Source organism: Polaribacter pacificus (assembly GCF_038024035.1).
Classification (GTDB): Bacteria; Bacteroidota; Bacteroidia; order Flavobacteriales; family Flavobacteriaceae; genus Polaribacter; species Polaribacter pacificus.
Genome location: NZ_CP150664.1, coordinates 1,104,280 through 1,125,957, shown reverse-complemented (window position 1 = coordinate 1,125,957; position 21,678 = coordinate 1,104,280). Strand labels below are relative to the sequence as shown.

18 protein-coding genes are annotated in these 21,678 nt (G+C 34.9%); 14 read left to right on the top strand and 4 right to left on the bottom strand.

Going from position 1 to position 21,678, the window contains the following annotated elements:
* The first annotated feature begins 48 nt into the window (after positions 1 to 48).
* The 7 genes from WHC90_RS05055 (at position 49) to WHC90_RS05025 (ending at position 7,840) form a co-directional block, all read left to right on the top strand.
* Positions 49 to 1,260 (top strand): sensor histidine kinase, encoded by a 1,212-nt coding sequence (locus WHC90_RS05055; RefSeq protein ID WP_188597403.1) that lies wholly within the window; start codon positions 49 to 51, stop codon positions 1,258 to 1,260.
* A 2-nt stretch (positions 1,261 to 1,262) separates the two neighbouring features.
* A complete protein-coding gene (locus WHC90_RS05050) occupies positions 1,263 to 2,003 on the top strand; it encodes a LytR/AlgR family response regulator transcription factor (RefSeq protein ID WP_188597402.1) in 741 nt (246 codons plus the stop codon).
* Positions 2,004 to 2,110: 107 nt separating this feature from the next.
* On the top strand, positions 2,111 to 5,119 hold the full coding sequence (locus WHC90_RS05045) for an InlB B-repeat-containing protein (RefSeq protein ID WP_188597401.1): 3,009 nt from the start codon (positions 2,111 to 2,113) through the stop codon (positions 5,117 to 5,119).
* A gap of 116 nt (positions 5,120 to 5,235) precedes the next feature.
* Entirely contained in the window at positions 5,236 to 5,772 is a 537-nt protein-coding gene (locus WHC90_RS05040; RefSeq protein ID WP_188597400.1) for a hypothetical protein, read from the top strand.
* Positions 5,773 to 5,870: 98 nt separating this feature from the next.
* Positions 5,871 to 7,163, top strand: coding sequence for an NAD(P)/FAD-dependent oxidoreductase (locus WHC90_RS05035; protein WP_188597399.1), 1,293 nt, complete (start codon positions 5,871 to 5,873; stop codon positions 7,161 to 7,163).
* Between the two features lie 6 nt (positions 7,164 to 7,169).
* Positions 7,170 to 7,478 (top strand): hypothetical protein, encoded by a 309-nt coding sequence (locus tag WHC90_RS05030; RefSeq protein WP_188597398.1) that lies wholly within the window; start codon positions 7,170 to 7,172, stop codon positions 7,476 to 7,478.
* Positions 7,475 to 7,840 carry a hypothetical protein gene (locus tag WHC90_RS05025; RefSeq protein WP_188597397.1) on the top strand — a complete coding sequence of 122 codons (366 nt, stop codon included), beginning with the start codon at positions 7,475 to 7,477 and terminating at the stop codon, positions 7,838 to 7,840. The genes WHC90_RS05030 and WHC90_RS05025 overlap by 4 nt, the downstream gene beginning before the upstream one ends.
* Positions 7,841 to 7,844: 4 nt before the next feature.
* On the opposite strand, the gene WHC90_RS05020 is transcribed toward WHC90_RS05025, so the two are convergent.
* Positions 7,845 to 10,364: a TonB-dependent receptor gene (locus WHC90_RS05020; protein ID WP_340820385.1), complete on the bottom strand. Its 2,520-nt coding sequence runs from the start codon at positions 10,362 to 10,364 to the stop codon at positions 7,845 to 7,847.
* A gap of 161 nt (positions 10,365 to 10,525) precedes the next feature.
* Between WHC90_RS05020 and WHC90_RS05015 the strand changes: the two genes are divergently transcribed.
* From WHC90_RS05015 to WHC90_RS05005, 3 genes are all read left to right on the top strand, one after another.
* Entirely contained in the window at positions 10,526 to 12,682 is a 2,157-nt protein-coding gene (locus WHC90_RS05015) for a TonB-dependent receptor (RefSeq protein ID WP_188597396.1), read from the top strand.
* 99 nt (positions 12,683 to 12,781) lie between these two features.
* Entirely contained in the window at positions 12,782 to 13,204 is a 423-nt protein-coding gene (locus tag WHC90_RS05010; RefSeq protein ID WP_188597395.1) for a DUF2141 domain-containing protein, read from the top strand.
* Positions 13,205 to 13,321: 117 nt separating this feature from the next.
* The gene (locus WHC90_RS05005) at positions 13,322 to 13,945 is read left to right on the top strand and encodes a hypothetical protein (protein WP_188597394.1); all 624 of its coding nucleotides are present in this window, start codon (positions 13,322 to 13,324) and stop codon (positions 13,943 to 13,945) included.
* 1 nt (position 13,946) lies between these two features.
* Here the strand turns inward: WHC90_RS05005 and WHC90_RS05000 are convergent, their stop codons facing one another.
* On the bottom strand, positions 13,947 to 14,897 hold the full coding sequence (locus WHC90_RS05000) for an XdhC family protein (protein ID WP_188597393.1): 951 nt from the start codon (positions 14,895 to 14,897) through the stop codon (positions 13,947 to 13,949).
* Positions 14,898 to 14,993: 96 nt separating this feature from the next.
* Here WHC90_RS05000 and WHC90_RS04995 point away from each other — a divergent pair, with 96 nt between their 5' ends.
* The 4 genes from WHC90_RS04995 (at position 14,994) to WHC90_RS04980 (ending at position 19,919) form a co-directional block, all read left to right on the top strand.
* Positions 14,994 to 15,548, top strand: a complete 555-nt coding sequence (locus WHC90_RS04995; RefSeq protein WP_188597392.1) for a 5-formyltetrahydrofolate cyclo-ligase — start codon at positions 14,994 to 14,996, stop codon at positions 15,546 to 15,548.
* Positions 15,549 to 15,650: 102 nt separating this feature from the next.
* Positions 15,651 to 16,478: a 3'-5' exonuclease gene (locus WHC90_RS04990; RefSeq protein ID WP_188597391.1), complete on the top strand. Its 828-nt coding sequence runs from the start codon at positions 15,651 to 15,653 to the stop codon at positions 16,476 to 16,478.
* A 30-nt stretch (positions 16,479 to 16,508) separates the two neighbouring features.
* A complete protein-coding gene (locus WHC90_RS04985; protein ID WP_188597390.1) occupies positions 16,509 to 16,994 on the top strand; it encodes an ABC transporter ATPase in 486 nt (161 codons plus the stop codon).
* 6 nt (positions 16,995 to 17,000) lie between these two features.
* The gene (locus WHC90_RS04980; RefSeq protein ID WP_188597389.1) at positions 17,001 to 19,919 is read left to right on the top strand and encodes a glycoside hydrolase family 3 N-terminal domain-containing protein; all 2,919 of its coding nucleotides are present in this window, start codon (positions 17,001 to 17,003) and stop codon (positions 19,917 to 19,919) included.
* Here WHC90_RS04980 and WHC90_RS04975 read toward each other — a convergent pair.
* Both WHC90_RS04975 and WHC90_RS04970 read right to left on the bottom strand, forming a co-directional pair.
* Entirely contained in the window at positions 19,903 to 20,949 is a 1,047-nt protein-coding gene (locus WHC90_RS04975; protein WP_229664862.1) for a 1-acyl-sn-glycerol-3-phosphate acyltransferase, read from the bottom strand. The genes WHC90_RS04980 and WHC90_RS04975 overlap by 17 nt on opposite strands.
* A gap of 12 nt (positions 20,950 to 20,961) precedes the next feature.
* Positions 20,962 to 21,648, bottom strand: a complete 687-nt coding sequence (locus WHC90_RS04970; RefSeq protein WP_188597388.1) for a Crp/Fnr family transcriptional regulator — start codon at positions 21,646 to 21,648, stop codon at positions 20,962 to 20,964.
* Positions 21,649 to 21,678 lie beyond the last annotated feature (30 nt).

Below are 21,678 nucleotides of genomic sequence, written 5' to 3'. Positions count from 1 at the left end.
TGTCGGCATTTAAAAAATGAAATTTGAATTTGAAACTAAAAACCATTAATGTTTAAAAAAATAGCAAACCTAGCCAATGTTGGGATATATCCAACAACAGTAAAATCAGAAATCAAAAGAATAAAAGTTGTTAATTACTGTATCATAGTCGGACTAGCAAATCTATTCTTCTTCTTTCTTGTAGAAACAGTATTACAACAAATTACCTTCCAGTCTTTTTTGTCTTTTGTATCTCAGTCGGTGATGATTGTTTCTGCTCTTTATTTGCAGAAAAAGGAACGATATACATCTGCAAGGTTGCTTTTGTTGTTTTTTAGTTTTTCCATACTTTTTTACAATGCAAATTTTGCTTACACAGGCTTCTATGGAGAGTATATGTATATTTTGATACCCTTAGTTTCTTTGTTTTTCTTTGAAAGTAAACTGATTTATTTTTCTGCTCTAGTAATTTGTATTCTTTCTTTTTATGTTCCAAATAGTTACTTAAACATCTATCCTGATCTTTATTTTGGTTATCTAAATGCAGTCTTCCTATTTATCGGTTCATTTGCAATTGTGTATTATTTTAAAAAACAAAATAAAAAAAATGAAGATTATTTAGAAAAAGCATATTCTGAATTAGAAAAAAGACAAAAAGGTGAGTTGGCTCATTTGCAATTAAAATCATTAAAAGCACAAATGAATCCGCATTTTATGTTTAATGCTATGAATTCTATACAGAGCTTAGTGTTAAAGGGCGATAAATATGAAGCGTATAATTACCTCACAAAATTTGCTTCTCTTATTCGAGAAAACTTAAATATGAGCGAAAAAAGTTTTGTAGGCTTTGATGAAGAATTGTCGCTCCTAAAAAAATATTTGGAACTAGAGAAACTGCGCTTCCGTGATGATTTCGAGTATGAAATTGTCGATGAGCATGAAATAGAAGACATTAAAATTCCATCTATGATTATTCAGCCTTTTATAGAAAATGCGATTAAACATGGATTGTTGCATAAAATAAATGGAGTTAAAAAAGTGAAGATTCAATTTTATTTCGATGATGTTTTTACCTGCGTTATTACTGATAATGGAATAGGTCTTGAGGCTTCAAAAGCAATCAATGATAAAAACCTAAACAAAGAAACCTCTTTTTCTACAAAAGCAATTCAAGAAAGATTGGCCTTGTTAAAAAAGTACTACAATTCAGATATCGGTTTTACCTATCAAGATATTGAAGAAGGTACGCAGGTGGTTTTAAAAATCCCGTATACCAGATAATTATGAATACATTAAATGCAATTATCATTGATGATGAAATAAATGCACGTGAAAACCTAGTGTATTTGTTATCTAAATTTTGTCCAAATGTTACGGTAGTTTCTCAGGCACAAAATGTTGATGAGGCTGTCGTTGAAATAAAAAAACACCAACCACAACTAGTTTTTTTAGACATAGAAATGCCTCAAAAAAACGGATTCCAACTTTTAAATGAATTTTCAACTATTGATTTTCAAATAATATTTGTTACTGCATATGATAAATATGCTGTAAAAGCTTTTGAGGTTGCCGCATTGGATTATTTATTAAAACCGATAGCTATAGAGAAATTAGTAAAAGCGGTTAAAAAAGCAACCGTATTGATTGATAAAAGTGAACGGAATCTTAGGTTGGCTCTTCTTAACGAAAATAAAAATAAAATTAAAAAAATAGCCATTCCATATAAGAGTGATTATGTAATGCTTAACCTCGTTGATATCTTATATATAGAAGCCGATCGGATGTATTCTATTATTCATGTGAAGGAAAATAAAAAATATATCGCTTCAAAAAAATTGAGTTATTATGAAAACTTGCTTTCATTTGAAGAAGAATTTATAAGAGTGCATCGATCTTGGATTGTAAATACAAGCACTATAGATTTCTATTCTAAAAAAGATAAAAACATCCAATTAAAAAATCAATTTAAAATTCCTATTAGTAAAAGTTACAAAGAAGAGTTTGAAACTATTTTTTGTAGTTGATCTGTTAAGATAGCCCTGGAAACTAAACGAGTTCATTGGGAATAAATTTAAGCCTTTTGATAGGTAAATTCACTTTTTTTGCTTCATAATTAATTAAAATATACATTATGAAGATAAGATTACTTTTACTATTACTTTTTGTCAGTATTGGTTCTTTTGCGCAATATTCTACCAATGGATTAATCGCTCAATACGGCTTTGATTCTGGTACGGTTTTTATTGATGGAGCTAATGGGCAAAGTTTCACTCAAAATGGAACAGCTATGACGCAAATTTCAGATAGAATGGGCACTGCGTCTAAAGCTATTCGTTTAAATGGGGATTATTTAACAAGAGCCAACCTTACAGCTGGTAGTGATATAACCTATGCATTCTGGGTAAAGACAAGTACGGTTTCTAATGATTTAAAAACGATTATAGACGATAGCCAAAAAAATATTACGACTAATAGTTTTACAGGGTTCCAAACAGGGTATTCTATAATGCTTCAGCAGGGTAAAATAGTAGCAAATGTTCGAATGAATTATGAACATCGATTTACCGGAGGAAATACCGTAGCAACTAAAACATTAACTAGTGGGCTTATTGCTGATGGTAATTGGCATCATGTTGTTGTTCGTTTTAATTCAAGTTCAAGGTCTGGTAGTTATTCCTTTTTGGGTGAACTTTATATTGATGGTAGTTTATATCAAACAGAATCTTCTGGAATAACCGCGAGAACGTTGCCTGTATTTGATACTGCTGGAGATGTAGCGATTGGGAATAATAGAAACAACACTTTAGGTGCTAATTTTAGATATAACGATGCTATTGATGATATTTTAGTCTATAATAGAGCATTAACAGCTACTGAAATTTCATCAATTGCCAATTATAATTTTTGTACAGTTATCGAAAATGACAAATTAACGGCGTCTAATGTAACAGCCACTAATATTGATGTAAATGTAGCGGGTACACAGGCTGTAGATATTGCTTATCATGATATTTCTCAACCATTATCATCTGCAATTATTGTAACAAACGTAGCTGGAGGAAGTAGCACATCTATTTCTGGAACAACTGCCAAAGCCTATAAGGTTTATGTAAGAAAAAATTGTGGAAGTGGAAGCTTTTCTGCTTGGTCTCCTGCTGTTATTTTTAAGAACACTGGGATTCCGACCTATGTAAAATCAGATGCTACAGGGAACAATGACGGTAGTTCTTGGGCAAATGCATTTACAGATATAACGACTGCTATTAATGAGTCTTATGCTGGTGGAGTCATTTGGATCGCTTCAGGAACCTATAAGCCCCATGCATCTTCTAGAGATGTATATTATACAATTTCTAAAGAGAATTTAAAAATTTACGGTGGCTTTGCAGGAACAGAAACAGCCTTAAATGACCGTGTATTTGGTGCAAATGAAACTATTTTGTCTGGAGATTTAAACAATGACGATGTCAATGTATCTAGTTTTGTAGCTAGTTATGCCAATACGACTAGAAACGCTGATAATAGTTATCACATTATTCAGATTACAGCAACTGGAAATAATTTACTGTTAGACGGCTTAACAATTAGTGATGCACACAATAATGTAAGCGCTACAGAAAGAGGGGGAGCAATTGTAAAAGATAAAGCTGTTGCTAAATTAACCCTTAAAAATTGTATTATTAAAGACAATTTAAGTAGAAATGACAATGCAGGGCTACTTGCAGAGTTTGAGTTAAATAACACAACAGGAACAAGAGGCGCTTTGCTTGTAGAAAATTCTAAATTCATCAATAATATGTCGCGTTGGGGATCAGGTATTTACAGCTTTGTAAGAGCTAATTCAAATGTGGATATTACTGTAGCAAACACTTTGTTTGATGGCAATATAACTGCAGATTTATCTGCTTCTCTAAAAGGATTGGGTGGTAGTGCTTCTTGGTTTAGAGTTATTTCAAATGGCTCTGATTTAAACCTAACTTTAGTAAATAATACGTACGTAAATCATTCAGATATTGGTACGGGAGAAGGCTTAAATAATTTCACAAAAGCAGTTGTCGCAATTTCTAAAGGAGCTGGAATCACAAGTACCTTTAATGCAAGGGTTTCTAATTCTATTTTCTGGGACAACATAGCTGCTACGAATGGCTCTAAGAGTAGGTCGATAACAGATTTGTATAAATCTCCAATAAACTCTTTAACGGTTACGAATTCTTTAGATGAATTGAGTTTTAATGATGATAGTATTTCATCCAAAACAGGGAACATAAATTCAGATCCTTCTTTTAATGCTGATTATAGTTTAAAAGGTAACTCACCAGCCATAAATGTTGGGATTAATTCGGCTGTTATCGGGGCAACAGATTTATTAAACAACAAGCGTATTTTTGATACAACGGTGGATATGGGGGCTTTTGAGTTTGGCTCATCAGCAATTGTATATAGAAGTTTATCAACAGTAGCTAATAACGGTACGGTTGCTATAAACCCTAACTCAACAAGTGGAATTTATGCTGATGGAGCTTCTGTTGTACTTACCGCAACGCCAAGTGCAGGGTATGAGTTTGATGGTTTTGTCATCGCTTCAGGTAGTGGTTCGTTTGGACTCTTGTCTTCTAGCAATCCGCTTACTATTACTATGGATGCTGATAAAACGGTGACAGCAAAATTTAAATTAATTAGACATCAATTAACAATCACTGCGGCAAACGGAACCGTTACAACCAATCCAAATCCAGTTAACGGAACGTATGCAGATGGTGCATCTGTAACCTTAACGGCAACACCAGATGCAGGTTATGGATTTGTAAATTGGAGTGGAGATGCCTCTGGAACTACAAACTCAATAACAGTGACAATGAATGCAGATACAAATATTGTCGCTAATTTTAGTGCTACTGCAAGTATAAGTGATCTTGATAAATTAAGCTTTACGTCTTATCCAAACCCAACAAAAGGGGCTATCAAAATTATCACGGCAGAAAACATAAAAAGCATCATAATTTATAACCTAATCGGGAAAGAAGTAAAAGCTTTTAAGACAAAGGATATCGATATCAGTACATTGCCTTTAGGGGTTTATATACTGAAAGTAGAAACAGAAAACGGGAAAATTGGAATAAGAAAAATTATTAAAAAATAAAAGTTTGTTACGCTTTTGTATTAAAAACGCAATCATTAAGTTGGTTGCGTTTTTTTTATAGCCTACTTTTTATGAATTTAGAGTTGGCTTCATTACTTTCGCAATGACAAAAAACTATGAATTTGAAAGCTTATAACCCAGGCAATTTTTTTAAGCATACCTTTTGTGCTTTTCAGAAGCAAGAGCTTAATGATCTGGCAAGCTTAGAGGTTCATTTTAAAAGCAAAACAGGGAGTCAGTATGTGTATAACGCTCAAGGGGTATATCGCTACTCAAATCACTGGGGACGTGTGGCCAATTGTCGATGGAAGTTGCTCTCTAAAGAAAAGCTAAAGAGCCAAGATTATTACGTAGGTTATGCCAGATGGACTGATTTTTATCCCTTAAATGAAGCAGAAAAACAGTTTTATATTTCAGTTGATTTTAAACAAAAAACTACCGATTTTCATCATAAAGCAACCAATGATAGAGCTTTTTTGTTCTTTGCAGAAGCTGCGCAAAAAAAGGTTACTCAAATTAGAAAGCTGTTTTTAGATGACAAATGGGCAAACTATTTTGAAGAAGATGTAGATGTGCTCCGAGAAAAAATCATTACTGCATATATCAATTCTAATAAAACCTTACAGCAATTAAAATTAGAGCTTCAAGAATAATTTAACCTGTTTTTTTAGGCTTTTATTTGTTGATAATTTCGTAAATTTATAAGATCAAATTTTACGAGATTTAATCGTACTTTTTTACAATATAGTATATGAACATACCACAAACTAGTTTGCCAAGAGTTGTTATTGTTGGTGGAGGTTTTGCTGGATTAGCACTTGCAAAAGGATTAGAAAAAAAAGAAGTTCAAGTCGTTTTGTTAGACAAGCATAACTACCACACATTTCAACCTTTATTATATCAGGTAGCAACTGGTGGTTTAGAACCCGATTCTATTGCATTTCCTATCAGAAAATTATTCAATAATTTAAAATACTATCACTTTAGATTGGCAGAGGTATTAAAAATCCATTCAGAAAAGAATGAAATAGAAACCTCTATCGGCAATTTAGAGTATGATTATTTGGTTTTAGCAACCGGTTCCAAAACTAATTTTTTCGGTAATAAAAACATCGAAAAGCACGCCATGGAAATGAAGAGCATTCCACAGTCTTTAAATATTAGGAGCCTGGTCTTAGAAAACTTTGAAGAGGCTTTGCTAACTTCTGATTTTGAAGAAAGAAAAGCGCTGATGAACTTTATTATTGTGGGCGGTGGACCAACAGGAGTTGAGCTGGCTGGTGCTTTGGCAGAAATGAAAAAAGGAATTTTGCCCAAAGATTATCCAGATCTAGATATTAGAGAAATGCAAATCAATTTGGTTCAAGGTTCAAATCGGTTAATTGATGCTATGAGTGCGAAAGCTTCAGAAAAAGCTGAAGATTTTTTAGCTGATTTAGGGGTGAATATTTGGAAGAATTTACGAGTTACCAATTACGATGGCGATAGGGTGACAACCAATACAGACGAAACCTTTAAAGCGGCGACAGTTATTTGGGCTGCAGGAGTTCAAGGAGAAACGGTTGATGGTTTAGAAGCCCAGTGTATTGTAGAGAGAGCAAATAGACTAAAAGTAGATGCTTTTAATAAAATTATAGGTTATAAAAATATTTTTGCCATCGGAGATGTTGCCTCAATGACATCTGAGAACAATCCATACGGACATCCAATGATGGCGCAACCAGCCTTGCAGCAAGGGAAATTGCTAGCCAAGAACATTTTAGCAGAATTAAAGTCAAAACCCTTAGAACCTTTTGTGTATAATGACAAAGGATCTATGGCGACCATCGGTAGAAACAAAGCTGTTGTAGATTTGCCAAAATGGAAGTTTCAAGGAGTTTTTGCCTGGTTTGTATGGATGTTTGTACACCTGTTTTCTTTAATAGGATTTAGAAACAGAGTCATCGTGTTTTTAAATTGGGTGTATAATTATATCCGTTTTGATAGAGAATCAAGGTTAATAATAAGACCCTTTAAAATTAAAAATAACCAATCTTTTAAATAGCATCATTTGTCTACAACTTCACACATAAAATGTCCTAACTGTGGTGTGTTTAATACAAACAAAACGCATTGTGAATCTTGTGGTTTTTTAATTTCGCATCAAGAAAAAGAAACGGCAAGAGCTAAGACCGTTCAAGAAGAAGAATTGGTCAGCGCAGTAGAAAAAATAGAAAAAGTAAATTTTATAAAGAAACTTAAAAGGCATCCCTTTTTTTTAGTTCGATTTTTTGGATGGATTTTAAATTCAGTATGGATAGTCCTTAACATCATTGGAGCCTTTATTGCATGGTTTGTTGCCATGGTCGCTGCTGGATGAAAAATAGATTACTCATATACATTGGTAGCAGCTTCTTTTTAGGGAGTGCTATTTTTATCTGTGATAGGTTAGGTGTTTTATTGCCCAGATGGGTTCGGTTTTATGTTAATGACTTTTTAATCATCCCAATCGTACTTTTTGTGGGGCTAAAAGTTGTGCAATGGACAAGGAATGATTTGCAATTTAAATTAAACCTCTTTCATATTTTATGGATTTGCGCTCTGTATAGTTTGTTGTTTGAAGTTGTTTTACCGCCGATGCTGTTAAGATACACCTCTGATTGGGTGGATGTAATTTTATACTTTGCAAGTGGTCTGGTTTTTTACGGTCTCCAACAGACAGATAAAAAAAAGGAATTATAAGCGCTTAAAAAACGGCATTTACAGAGAGTACAAAATTTCTGCCTGCAGCAGACACTCCTGAGCTATAAGAGCGATATCGCTGATCTGTTAGGTTTTCTATCCCAAGGTTTGCCGTTAGGTTTTTTGTGAGTGTTAGGGAGCTCTTTAGGTTAAGAGTATACCAAGAAGGAGAATAATTATTGCCCTTACTGTCTTTTGCATAAATTTCATCCTTGCCTTGCTCATCTTTGGCTAAATCTTCAAAATCACGTCTGCCTTGATAATCTGAGTATAACTGTATTTCTAATCGATCTGTGTGGTAGCTAAATCTAGTTGAGCCAAAGAAAGGGGCTGCGTGCCTAGAAGCGCTAGAAGTTCCATCATCGAGCTCTTCTGAGCCAACCTGATAGTTAAAATCAGAACTTAGGTTAAAATTAGAATTTAGGGTAAGTTTAAAGCCAGTCTGAAAACCATAGACATTAGCTTCTGCTGCATTTTGTATGGCTTGAACTTTGCTTAGTTCACCATCATAAAGTATGGTACTTTGTCCGTTTAATAGAAAATCACGTCTGACCAAGGCATTTTTTAATTGGGTATAATAAATGGTCGCATCAATTTTAAGAAATTGATCAAAAACTTTAGCAGCACCAAAGTCTATGCTGTATGCGTATTCTGCTTTCAAATTAGGATTAGGAACTGTAAGAGCTCCAGGTTCTGAATCAAATATTTTTCCTATATCATCTACGTTTGGAGCTCTAAAGGCCGTTGCAAAATTAGTTCTAAACACCCAAGATTCAGATGGTCTATATACACCTCCAATGCTTCCTGTGATTGCACCATTTTGTAATTCTGCATCCTGAAAAGGTAGCGGAAAAAAAGCAGCATTGTTTTTAAAATCAGCATCCAACATAAAATAATTGTAGCGAAGCCCTATTTGACTAGTAAAGGTCTTAGAAAAAGTGTGTTCATTATTTACGTACATACCCATAGACTTCCACGTTGATTCTGGATACCGAGAAGGACCTACAGTAGTGGTATTGTTAGAAATATCTCTGATTTCACCGGTAGATGCTACTTTGTTGCTAACGTATTCTGCTCCGTAAAATAGGGTGTTTTTACTGTTGATTTCTTTAAGGAAATCTAGGTTTATAGAAAAGGCATTTACTTTTTCTACAGCTGTACTTCTGTCAGTTTTATGTAATGAGCGATCGATTCTACTTTCTTCAAACCATTGTTGAGCCAAACGAAGTTGGACTTCTTTATAGGCCCAGGTTTCGTTTGTGTATGTCGTATTTAATGAGCTCATCACCCATTTCTGTGGTCCATAATTCCATTCTGCATATCGTGCCGTGCCGTTTCTTGTTCTATTATGTCTATCATAACGACCGTAGTTAGACGTTTTTGAATAATGGAAACCATACTGAAGATCCCATTTTTCAGAAGGCTTAAATCGAACTTTCTGCATAAAATTAAATTGTGCATAGGCCGTAGGAATTTGTAACAACGGATTGCTTTGGTTAACAACCACATCCAAGCCGTTTTGGGTTTCTACATAATAAGGTTTAATATAATCATTAGGTCCGTTACTTCCTTGTCTTAAGTGATCAAAATCCCATGAAGTAATACTGCTGACCAGTGCCCACTTTTCCCAGCCTAGATTAATATCTAAATGAGCTGTTTTTTCATTGTTTGCAGAAGCTATTCTCGCTGTTGATTTGCCAGAAACAAGCAGCTTGTTGTTTTTAGATAACTGCGGGGTAAGCGTTGTAAAACTCATAACACCTCCAATGGCATCACTACCATAAATGACAGATCCAGGTCCAAAGAACACTTCAGTTTTTTCAATGGCAAAAGGGTCTAGATTAATCACATTTTGTATGTTTCCGCCTCTAAAGATGGCAGTGTTCATTCGAATACCATCTACGGTATAGAGCAATCTGTTAGTTGCAAAGCCTCTAATCATTGGGCTTCCGCCTCCTTGTTGACTTTTTTGAACGAAAACTTTACCAGAAATGGCTAACAAATCTGCTGCTGTTTGTGGATTTTGTAAAACAATATCTTTGGTAAGTATGCTGCTAATTTTAGAAGGAATGTTGTTAGAGCGTTGTTTCCAGCGAGTCCCAGAAACCACCACTTCATCTAGAAACAGTTCCGTATGCTCAAGTGAGATGATAAAGTTAAGCGCTTCTAATTGCTTGTAGCTTTTTATACGAGTTTTATATCCAACAAGTTGAATTTCTATTCGAGTAGCATTTTTTAGTTTTGAGATGTCTAACTGACCTTTGGTGTCGGTTGTTAAAAAAATATTTAAATTTTTGCTAATAACAGAAGCGTAAATTAAAGGTTCTTGCGTGGTCTTGTCTTTTACAGTCAAGATCTGAGAAGTTGCTATTTGACTAAGTAGCATAAAAAAAGTAAGGCAACCAAGTATCTGATTGGATTTTTTCTTTAACAATGGGTTTAGCTGTAGAAAAACAAAAGACTCCATAAAGCGGAGTTTATTTGCTTTTAAAAAAGAGAAAAAGAATGTGCTTTTTTGTTTCACAGAAAGTGTTTTTTGCTATCAAAATATAAAGATATCACATTTTTTATCACTAATTCAATTTTACGACAATTCATCTTTGTTTTTTAACGATTGGGTAAGACTCTTTCTGTGTAGCGAAAGTCTGTTTGCATCTTTGTACTATTAAAAATTAGAACAAACAGATGAAACGTATCGTATTATTAGCTATTATTTTATTTCAATTTAGCCTTACCGCACAAACCTTAATCACAGGGGTGGTAAAAGATTCTCAGGGTCAACCAATTTATGGAGCCAATGTGTATTTAAAAGGAGCTTATGACGGGACTTCTACCGATGAAAAAGGAGCCTTTAGTTTTTCAAGCACAGAAAAAGGAATTCAAACTTTAGTAGTTTCTTTTTTGTCTTTTGAAGAATATCAAAAAGTGGGAGATGTTTCAACTTTTACAAAGTTAAAAATCACCCTAAGAGAAGATGTCAATACCCTGGATGCCGTAACTATTAATGCTGGGACTTTTAAATCAGGTGATCAAGCAAAGGTAACCGCTTTAAAACCCTTAGATGTGGTCACTACTGCAGGAGCCATGGGTGATTTTGTCGGAGCCTTGCAAACCTTGCCAGGAACCTCAAATGTTTCTGAGGACGGTCGATTATTTGTGCGTGGAGGTGAAGCAGGAGAAACTCAGATGTTTATTGATGGAATTCGCGTTTTTACACCCTATGCGCCATCGGCTAGAAATATCCCTACTCGAGGTCGATTTTCACCATTCTTATTTAAAGGGATTAGTTTTTCTACCGGTGGATATTCTGCCGAGTATGGACAAGCACTTTCTAGTGTTTTGTTGCTAAACTCTATTGATGAACCTGAGCAAGAAAAAACGGATATATCTTTAATGACTGTTGGATTGGGCTTGGGACATACTAAAAAATGGAAAAAGAGTTCTTTTAGTGTTAATAGTTCTTATTTTAATCTAGCTCCTTATCAATCGGCATTTCCTGATAATAATGAGTGGACAAAACCGGTTCAATCTTTAAGTGGAGAGTTTATTTTTAGACATCGTTTTAAAGATGAAGCCTTATTAAAAATTTATGGAGCCTATAGCGGTACTCAATTTGATTTGATTCAAGAAGATATTAACGTATCAAATGGGTTTCGATTTGGATTGAAAAACAGAAACCTGTACTTTAATACTTCTTATAAAAATGCCTTAGCCAATGATTGGTCTATCTTAACAGGGGTGAGTTTTAACAGCGATCATTCTGATATTGATATTCAAAATGACTTTGTAACTAGTGCAGAAAATTCAATACATGCAAAATTAAAGCTTAAAAAAAGGTACAGCAATCGCTTTAAAGTTAGTTATGGTGCCGAGTATTTTTTAACCGATTTTGATGAAAAGTTTAAAGACAGTCAGGCATTTGAGTACAACAGTGGTTTTGTAAGTCATAGTGGAGCAATTTTTACAGAGTCTGAGGTGTTTTTTTCTAAGAAACTAGCTGCTACGGTTGGGCTAAGAGCAGATTATTCTAAACTCTCTGATGAGTTGGTTGTTTCGCCTAGAGTTTCTTTGGCTTATAAATCGGGTGCAAACTCGCAGTTTTCATTGGCTTATGGACAGTTTTACCAACAAGCTCAAAAGGAGTATTTAAAATACAATAGTCAACTAAAATCAGAAAACACCAATCATTTGATTGCCAATTTTCAATATGTAAAGAACAATCAAATTCTAAGAGTAGAAGCTTTTTATAAAGGCTATCAAGATTTGGTAAAATACAATACAGAATTTGCTTTGCCTACGTCTAACTTTATAAATAATGGAGATGGTTATGCCAAAGGAGTAGATGTTTTTTGGAGGGATAACAAATCAATAAACAATGTTGATTATTGGATCTCTTATTCTTATCTAGACACGCAAAGAGCCTATAAAAACTACCCTACAACTTCAACACCAAGCTTTGCATCTACTCATAATATGTCTGCGGTTGCTAAATACTGGGTAGGAAGCTTAAAGAGTCAATTAGGGTTAAGCTATAATTTTTCATCAGGTAGAACCTACACCAATCCAAATGAACAAGGTTTTTTAAATGCGGTTACTAAAAATTATCATGCAGTAAATGCCAATTGGGCCTATTTGATCAGTCAACAAAAAATCCTGTATTTTTCTGTGAGTAATGTTTTGGGTACTCAAAATGTCAATGGGTATCAATATGCAAATCAGCAAAATAATCAAGGAGTCTATGAAAGAAGAGCACTTGTTCCATCTGCAGATCGGTTCTTTTTTGTCGGTTTTTTCTGGACCTTAAGTGCCGATAAAAAACTAAATCAATTGGATAATTTATAAAAAATGACAGTTGGGCTATAAAAAACAACAATTCGGTTAGTTACCTTTAGCACTTTAAAAAAATCATTGGATATTTGACCTAACATTAAACAATGCATCATGAATAAAATTTACATCTATATTTTTTTAGCCTTTGTAAGTCTAAGTAATTTACAGGCTCAAAACAGCACAGCAAATATTACTGTAACTGTTTCGGGGATGAAATCTGATACTGGTAAGGTGTATATAGCACTCTATGATAAGGAAGCTAACTTTCTTAAAAAAGAAATGAAAGGCACCATCGTTAAAATTGAAGATGGAAAGGCTTCAGCAGTTTTTAAAGATATTAATTATGGGGTTTATGCCGTCTCTGTCTTTCACGATGCCAATGACAATAAAAAACTAGATACTAATTTTTTAGGCATCCCCAAAGAGCCAATTGGATGTTCTAATAAAGCAACAGGTTTTATGGGGCCGCCGAGGTTTAAAAAAGCAAAATTTGTTGTTGATAAAGACATCAAAATTCCTGTAATCGTTCAATAAAAACCCCAAACGCTAAAGTTAATTATAAGCAAGTCTTTTTACAAGGCCTGCACACCAAACACGCTTAAACATAATCCGTATATCACAAAAAATCTATTTAAAATAAAACCAATCATCATGAAAAAAATACTACTTATTTGCCTGTTATTTATCACTGCAAACAATTTTGGTCAATCAGCTTATGAAAAAGGGATGGGTAAAGCCTTTGAGCTTTGGCAAACACAGAAAACAACTGAGGCGGCTCAATTATTTGAACGTATTGCCACTGCCGAAAAAGACAATTGGCTGCCTCCGTATTATGCAGCTACCATACTTATTATTGAAGGATTTTCAATTAAAGATGAAACCTTGTTAACTGCAAAATTAACCAAGGCGCAAGAGTTTTTAGACGCGGCAACAATGATCTCAGAAAACAACCCAGAGTTGTTGATTACTCAAGCCATGCTCAATACAGCATATATTGCTTTTGATGGTCAGAAATATGGGATGACCTTGTCTGGAGAAAATGCACAGTTGTACGCAAGAGCGCTGAGCATTGCACCAAATAACCCAAGAGTTGTTTTAGCGAAAGCAGAATGGGATATGGGAGCAGCTCAATTTTTTGGTCAGTCTTTAGAGCCTTACTGTAAGGATGTTAAAAGAGCTGTAGAGTTGTTTAAAAAAGAAAAACCAGCTGGTAAATTTCATCCGCAAGGAGGTATAGAAAGAGCTTTAGAAGTATTAAAACAATGTGGAGAGTAAGCTACAAATTAGCATTCTTAATTTGAATAATCTGTGCCGCAATACTCACCGCTATTTCTTCTGGAGTTTGACTTTTAATAGCGATTCCAATTGGGGCGCTAACTTTAGCTAGTTCGGTTTTTGTAAAGCCTTCGTTTTGTAAAACTTCCCACATGGTTTTTAACTTTGCGACACTGCCAAGTACACCGATGAATTTAAATTGTTTTCTGAGTAATTTACTAAGGACCAATTTATCATCGGTGTATTTGTTGGTCATGATGACCACATAGCGATCATTTCCTTCTTTTAGATACTCAGAAACGCTTGCATAATCAATCACTTCTTTGTGCTGGGCATATCTGTTTTGCTCTAAGGTGTTTAGTTGGTCTCGATTGTCAAAAACGACTATATGGAAATTTAATTTTTGAAATAGTTCAGAGACGGCTAGTCCCACGTGACCACCGCCAATTATATATAAGGTGTTCTGAAAACCTATTTGCTCTTTAAATTGCCAATTTGTGTCATCTTGCCACTGACTAGAATACTGTGATGGTATTTCAGTCTCCGAAAAGCCAATATGTGTAGGGCTTAGTAAGATGGTTTTAGGTTTGTTCTTCTTAAGGCTGTCTAGGATCGTCTGCACCCAACTTAGATGGCTTTTGTCTAAAGGGTGTGCAATGACTGTCTGCTCGCCAGAGCAGATCATTCCAGAGCCAAAAGTGCCTCGACCTTGATGTATGAGTCTTCTGCTAAAGATACTTGTGGTGGTTTGTTGTAAGTGCTCTTTTAGCTCTTCTACCAGTTCATATTCCATAACGCCACCTCCAATAGAGCCGTAGATGTAACCACTGCTGCTAATGAGCATTTTAAAGCCTTTTCTCCCGGGAGAACTTCCTTGGTTTTGGATAACGGTTAGTAGGTAAACACGGTCATTTGTTTGCAGCTGCACTAAGAGTTCTTCCCAAAATTTCATCCTTTGAATTTGTTTGAGACCAAGATACAAAAATGCATAGATAGAAATGAGTCTGTTGTTAATTTTCCTATCTTTGAGTATCAAGTTGTTTAATAGATGAATCCAATTGTAGAAGAGAAAAAAGCCCTTCGGGCGGCCATGTATAAAGCACGGGCAAGAAACAAATCTAGCTTTAAAAAAAAATATGATTTAGAAATTTGCAAGCAATTAGAGGCAATTATCAAGGCTAAAAATGCTGGGGTTATTCATGCTTATTTGCCTATGGGTAAAGAGATTGATATTAGGCCGCTTTTACAAAATTTACTAGCTGCAAATGTTAAAGTGATTACGCCTAAAACCCTACCAAAGAGACAGTTATTAAACTTGGTTTTGCACTCGTTAGACGAGGTAGAACAGGGGGTGTTTGGAACCAGTCATCCAGCAAATTCATCAGAATATACAGGAACTTATGATTTGATTATTGTCCCGGGTTTGGCCTTTGATGAAAACAACTATCGCTTAGGTTATGGTGGTGGTTATTACGATACTTTCTTGGAACAACATCCAAATGCATTTAAAGTAGGAATTTTTTATCCTTTTCAAAAAGTCGCTAAAGTGCCAATTGAGCCGCATGATGTTTCTTTGGATCAAATTTTGTTTTTAGAATCCTAGTCTTTGTTTTTTAAAATATACTTAGTGTATTTAACAATAAATGAATAGGAGAAGCGTCCCTTTTTACCTATCTTTATACTTGTAAAAGTATAGCACAAAAACATGGGATTAGCGTTAAAAAAACCAATCGTATTTTTCGATTTAGAGACAACAGGAGTCAATATAGCAACCGATAAAATTGTTGAAATTTCAATTTTAAAAGTGTTTCCAAACGGAAACAAAGAAAGCAAAACTTGGTTGGTCAATCCAGAAATAGAGATTCCAAAGGAAGCTTCTGATATCCATGGAATTACCAATGAAAGAGTGGTTACTGAACCCACTTTTAAAGAGTTGGCAGCACAGATAAAAGAGCTTATTGGAGATGCAGATTTAGCGGGTTTTAACTCCAACCGTTTTGATATTCCATTGTTGGCAGAAGAGTTAATGCGTGCCGGTATTGACTTTGATATGGATAATAGAAAAGCCGTTGATGTGCAAGTTATTTATCACAAAAAAGAACAGCGAACTCTTAGTGCAGGATACCAATTTTATTGCGGAAAAGAATTAGAAGGAGCTCATGGTGCAGAAGCAGACACCAATGCAACTTATGAAATCTTACTTGCTCAAATTGAGAAATACGACGATATAGAAAATACTGTAGAAGCCTTAAGTGAGTTTTCAACCCATGGTCAAAGAGCTGATTTCGCAGGTTTTATATTATTTAACGAGCAAAAACAAGAGATATTTTCTTTTGGAAAATACAAAGGTAGAACCGTAGAAGAGGTATTCCTTGAGAATCCTGGTTATCACGCTTGGATTCAGAATGCAGATTTTCCGCTGTATACCAAAAAAGTATTAAAAGGGATCAAAGAGCGCATGACAAAAGGCAAAAAAGTCTTGACAGATGTTGAAAAACTTCAAGCCCTTCAACAAAAATTTAATTTAAGATAATTCTTATATTAGTATTATAAAAAGAGCATTATGTTTACAGAATACCGAAATTTACCACCCAATTCTAGAGTTTGGATGTATCAATCTGAACGACCATTTACAGCGCAAGAAGTAGCGTTGATTTCTAACGGTGCAAAAGATTTTATAGAGCAGTGGACACGTCACGGAGATAATTTAAAAGGTTCTTTTACTATAAAGTACAATCAGTTTTTAATCTTGGCTGTAGATGAGGGGTTTAACAATGTTTCTGGTTGTTCTATAGACGCCTCTGTGCGGTTTGTAAAACAGTTAGAAAATGAACTACAGGTAGATTTAATGAATAAGCTCAATATTTCTTTTAAAGAAGGTGAAGCAATTTCGGTATTGAAATTGAGTGAATTTCAACAACAGATTAAAGCAGGTAAAATTACTGCCGATACCATTGTTTTTAACAATATGGTGCAAACCAAAGAAGAAGTAGAAACAGGCTGGGAAGTTCCCGCGAATTTAAGTTGGCATCAACGATTTTTAGTGTAAAAAAATATGAAAAAATTTATCGCATTCTGTGTTGTTTTGTGTTCATTGTCAATGCAGTCACAAAACAACAATCCATTAAAAACCATAGATAGTCTCGCGCAAACTGTCTGGGTAGACAGCATCCTAAAAAACATGAGTGTCCAAGAGAAAATAGGGCAATTGTTTATGGTGCAAGCTTATTCAAATAAAGACGAAGCACATCAGAAGACTATCGAAGAAATGATTAACACCTACCATGTAGGGAATTTAATTTTCATGCAAGGAACTCCAGAAAAACAAGCTGTGCTGACCAATCGATATCAGTCGATATCAAAAGTACCTTTGTTAATTGGCTTTGATGGTGAATGGGGTTTGGACATGCGTTTAAAAAATGCCTTTCGCTATCCTTGGAACATGACACTGGGAGCCGTTCAAGACAATGAATTGTTGGAGCGATTTGGAGAGCAGATAGGAAAGCATTGCAAACGCTTGGGGATCCATATTAATTTTGCGCCCGTAGTCGATATAAATACCAATCCAGCGAATCCAATTATAGGTAATCGCTCTTTTGGTGAAAGTAAATTTAATGTTACTCAAAAGTCTTTGGCTTTTGTAAAAGGAATGCAAGCTCAAGGTGTTTTGGCCAATGCCAAACATTTTCCTGGACATGGTGATACAGCTACAGACTCACATCATACCTTGCCAGTAATCAATTTTGATATGGCTCGATTGGATAGTTTAGAGTTGTATCCATATAAAAAATTAATCAGCGCTGGTTTGGCCAGTGTGATGACTGCGCATTTGAGTATTCCAAAATTAGAATCGAATGAAAAATTGCCTTCATCGCTTTCTAAGAAAATTGTCAATGATTTATTAATTGAGCAAATGGGCTTTGAAGGACTTATCATTACTGATGGTTTAAATATGAAAGCTGCTGCTGATTATTCAAGTTCTTCTGAGATTGATTTGGCTGCTATCTTGGCGGGTAATGATATGCTTTTGATACCGCAAGATGTTCCGGCAACCATGGCTTTGTTTTTAAAAGCTATAGAAAATAAGACTATTAGCATAGAGCGCATAGAACGTTCTGTTCGCAAAATTTTACAAGCTAAATATTGGGCAGGTTTGGCACAGTGGAAGCCAATTTCGTTAGAAGGTTTGCATGAGGATTTAAATTCTAAGACAGATTTGGTTCTGCACAGAAAACTCGTTGAAGCATCGACCACTGTCCTTAAAAACGAGGGAGGAATTGTGCCTATTCAGCGTTTAGAGAAACAAAAAATTGCCTATGTAAAAATAGGAACAGAAGATGAAACTCCTTTTGTAACAACTTTAAAAAAGTATACCAAAGTAGACGTGATTAATGAAGCTAATTTGGCAAAGTTAATCCAGAAATTAGAGCCCTATACTTTGGTGATTATCGGTTATCATAGTTCTAATGAAAACCCTTGGAAGTCTTATAAAATGAAGAATCAAGACTTGGTAAAATTGCAAGAGATTGCGAGAAACAAAAAAGTGATTTTTACAGTTTTTGCCAATCCATATAGTTTGCTAGATTTAAAATCGTTTACAAATATTGAAGGTTTGGTTGTTGGCTATCAAAATAGTGCTATTGCACAAGAAATCACGGCTCAACAATTGTTTGGAGCAAAAGCAATCAAAGGGAAATTGCCTGTAAGTATCCATAAGATCTTTAAGGAGGGGTATGGAATCCAAACCAATAGTTTAAGCAGGCTTTCTTATGGGATTCCAGAAGAAGTAAAAATGTCAAGTAGTAAATTAGAAAAAATTGATTCCATCGCCAACGAGGTTTTGACAAAAAAGATGGCTCCGGGCATGCAAATTCTTGTTGCTAGAGCAGGTAAGGTTATTTACCAAAAGAGTTTTGGTTATCACACTGCAGATACCTTGCAGAAAGTTGTAGATTCTGATGTGTATGATATTGCTTCTTTAACAAAAATAGTAGCTACGCTTCCTTTGGTAATGCGTGCTGTAGAGGAAGGAGAAATGTCTTTAGATACCGATCTTAAACATTTAAATGCAGCCTTTGATAGTACTAATAAAGATACAGTTACTTTAAAGCAGATGCTTTCGCATACGGGCCGATTAAAAGCTTGGATTCCGTTTTATAAATATACCCAAGACAGTATTTCTGGTAAAAATTTAACGGATTATTATCAGCCTGCTAAGACTAGGAGTTATGGGATACAAGTTGCAAAGAACTTGTACTTAAGAAATACCTATAAAGATTCTATAATTCAGTATATAAAAAATGCTGAACAACGAGAAAAACCAGGATACAAATACAGTGATTTGGGCTATTATATTTTAAAAGAAACTTTAGAGGATGTTTATAAAACTCCTTTAAATGTCTTAGTACAAGATAATTTATACAGCTCTCTTGGAGCAGATAGAACCTCGTATTTGCCCTTAGAAAAGTATCCAGATTCTGATATAATTCCAACGGAGAATGATACCTATTATAGACATCAATTGTTGCATGGATATGTGCATGATATGGGTGCGGCCATGGAGGGTGGTGTAGGAGGTCATGCAGGAGTTTTTGCCAATGCTAATGATATTGCTAAGATTATGCAAATGTATTTGCAAAAAGGCTTCTATGGAGGTAAACGCTATCTTAAAACCAGCACCATTGACATCTTTAATAAACGGTATTTTGCCGATCAAAAAGTTAGAAGAGGCTTGGGTTTTGACAAGCCGCAATTAGATCCTGAAGTTGAGGCTACCTGTGGTTGTGTTTCTGATCAAAGTTTTGGGCATAGTGGTTTTACCGGTACCTTTACTTGGGCTGATCCCGAAAGTCAAATAGTCTATGTTTTTTTATCAAACAGAGTGTATCCAAATGCTGATAATAGAGGTCTTATCGTTAATGATATCCGAACTAAAATTCAGCAATTGATTCAAGATGCTATTCTGCTGGAGTAGGAGCTGTTTTGGTATAGATTAAACCGAGAACAAGGCTAATAAGCAAATAATAAATGGCTATTTCAGCGCTCCAAAACACCCAAACTAGAGATGTTTGTAGTAAATAGAATATCGGGAATATCGTCATCATTAGTGCAAACCGAAAGGTGTCAATAAACTCAATTTCATCAATTTTTTTTCGAATGATTCTCCACACTAGTAAAGGGAGTATGCTATTTGCTGCCAATAAATAATACAAAGGAAGTAGAAGGTTTTTTTCTTTTTTTAAAGCTGTAAATGTATTTTTTTCTAAAGCTTTGTTAAGCAGTTGAACCTGTGTAAAATCTACATGATGCTTATGTGCGGTTTGTAACGTTTTTTCGTAATTTTCATCTGCAGAAATATGTACGCTCAGTTTTTTAAGTTGTCCTCTCACCGCTTTTTTCAATAAATCGATTTGTTTAAGATCAAGTGGTGTTTTTTGATTAAAATAGTCGTTGGCGAGAATCGGTTTCCCAAAATGCAAGGCTATTTTACTTGGGTAGTCACCTGCTTTTTGATAGGTGAGGCCTACAGGTACTATCTGAATTTTAAGAGTTGGGTATTTTTCCAAAGCGCCAAAAACAATTCTTGTAAACCCTTTGCTGATGGGTCTAATAGTTCTTCTTTTGTCATGACTTCCTTCTGGGAAAATCATCAGAGCCTGTTTGTTTTTTAAAATTTCAAAACACTCATTAAAAACTGCCGTATTTTTAGAAAGCTCATTGCGTCCATCTCGAATTCTATAAATGGGCATTAAGTTTAATGTGGCTAGGAATTTTTTAACAAGAGGTTTTTTAAAAACAGCAGCCCGCACTAGAAAATGTGAGATTCTTGGAGAATGTGTTGCCACAACTAGTGGGTCAAGCAACCCGTTAGGATGGTTTACAGCAAATAGGACAGCTCCTTTTTTAGGTACGTTTTCACTCCCATGCACTCGAGTTTTTTTTGAATAAAAAAACAAGCCAAGTTTAATGTATGCTTTGACCAACAAGTACCAAATTGTTTTCACAAGAAACGTAAATTAAAAGCCTTTGGCTATTTTATTTAGCCCTGAAGCAGAAATAATATTGATCTTTTTTCCTTCAATGGCAATTAATCCAGCTTTTTTAAACTCTGACAAAAGTCTAATGGCAGATTCTGTTGCTGTACCAATTATATTGGCCATGTCTTCTCTAGAGAGTTGGATGTCAAGAAAACCGTCAGTATCTTTTCCGAATTTTTCATCAAGATGTACCAGCATTTCTGCTAAGCGCTGCTTAACTGTTTTTTGGCCCATATCTACAATGGTGTTGTCAGCGTTCTTTAACATCGACGCAAGATTTTTAAGAATTTCTTGAGTAAAATCTGGATTTTCTTGAAAATCTCTAACAATTTCTTCTCTAGGGATATAGCAAACGGACATGTCGCTGATGGCGGTAGCTTTTAAATTGGCAACTTCATCGCTAATTAAGCTTCGCTCTCCTAATATATCTCCTTTGTTAACCAAATGAATAATTTGTTCTCGTCCATTGGAGCTCATTTTTGAAACTTTACAAACGCCTTCTTTAATGCAGAAAACTCCATTGAGGTGTTCACCTTCTTTAAAAATGACTTCTCCTTTTTTAATGACTTTGGTAGTCTTGCATTCTGAAATACGGATTAACTCACTTTTGGTAAGGGTTTTAAAAGAATTTAATTGCCTGACAATACATTGGTCACATTTGCTCATAGTGATCGGTAGGTTGATTCTTTCAAATAT

Excerpts from the sequence above, each read along its gene's own strand:
- WHC90_RS04990 (WP_188597391.1), top strand. The coding sequence starts at position 15,651 with ATGGGATTAGCGTTAAAAAAACCAATCGTATTTTTCGATTTAGAGACA.
- WHC90_RS04995 (WP_188597392.1), top strand. The coding sequence starts at position 14,994 with ATGAATCCAATTGTAGAAGAGAAAAAAGCCCTTCGGGCGGCCATGTAT.
- WHC90_RS05010 (WP_188597395.1), top strand. The coding sequence starts at position 12,782 with ATGAATAAAATTTACATCTATATTTTTTTAGCCTTTGTAAGTCTAAGT.
- WHC90_RS05005 (WP_188597394.1), top strand. The coding sequence starts at position 13,322 with ATGAAAAAAATACTACTTATTTGCCTGTTATTTATCACTGCAAACAAT.
- WHC90_RS05050 (WP_188597402.1), top strand. The coding sequence starts at position 1,263 with ATGAATACATTAAATGCAATTATCATTGATGATGAAATAAATGCACGT.
- WHC90_RS04985 (WP_188597390.1), top strand. The coding sequence starts at position 16,509 with ATGTTTACAGAATACCGAAATTTACCACCCAATTCTAGAGTTTGGATG.
- WHC90_RS05055 (WP_188597403.1), top strand. The coding sequence starts at position 49 with ATGTTTAAAAAAATAGCAAACCTAGCCAATGTTGGGATATATCCAACA.
- WHC90_RS04970 (WP_188597388.1), bottom strand. The coding sequence starts at position 21,648 with ATGAGCAAATGTGACCAATGTATTGTCAGGCAATTAAATTCTTTTAAA.
- WHC90_RS05045 (WP_188597401.1), top strand. The coding sequence starts at position 2,111 with ATGAAGATAAGATTACTTTTACTATTACTTTTTGTCAGTATTGGTTCT.
- WHC90_RS05035 (WP_188597399.1), top strand. The coding sequence starts at position 5,871 with ATGAACATACCACAAACTAGTTTGCCAAGAGTTGTTATTGTTGGTGGA.
- WHC90_RS05015 (WP_188597396.1), top strand. The coding sequence starts at position 10,526 with ATGAAACGTATCGTATTATTAGCTATTATTTTATTTCAATTTAGCCTT.
- WHC90_RS05025 (WP_188597397.1), top strand. The coding sequence starts at position 7,475 with ATGAAAAATAGATTACTCATATACATTGGTAGCAGCTTCTTTTTAGGG.
- WHC90_RS05040 (WP_188597400.1), top strand. The coding sequence starts at position 5,236 with ATGAATTTGAAAGCTTATAACCCAGGCAATTTTTTTAAGCATACCTTT.
- WHC90_RS04980 (WP_188597389.1), top strand. The coding sequence starts at position 17,001 with ATGAAAAAATTTATCGCATTCTGTGTTGTTTTGTGTTCATTGTCAATG.
- WHC90_RS05000 (WP_188597393.1), bottom strand. The coding sequence starts at position 14,897 with ATGAAATTTTGGGAAGAACTCTTAGTGCAGCTGCAAACAAATGACCGT.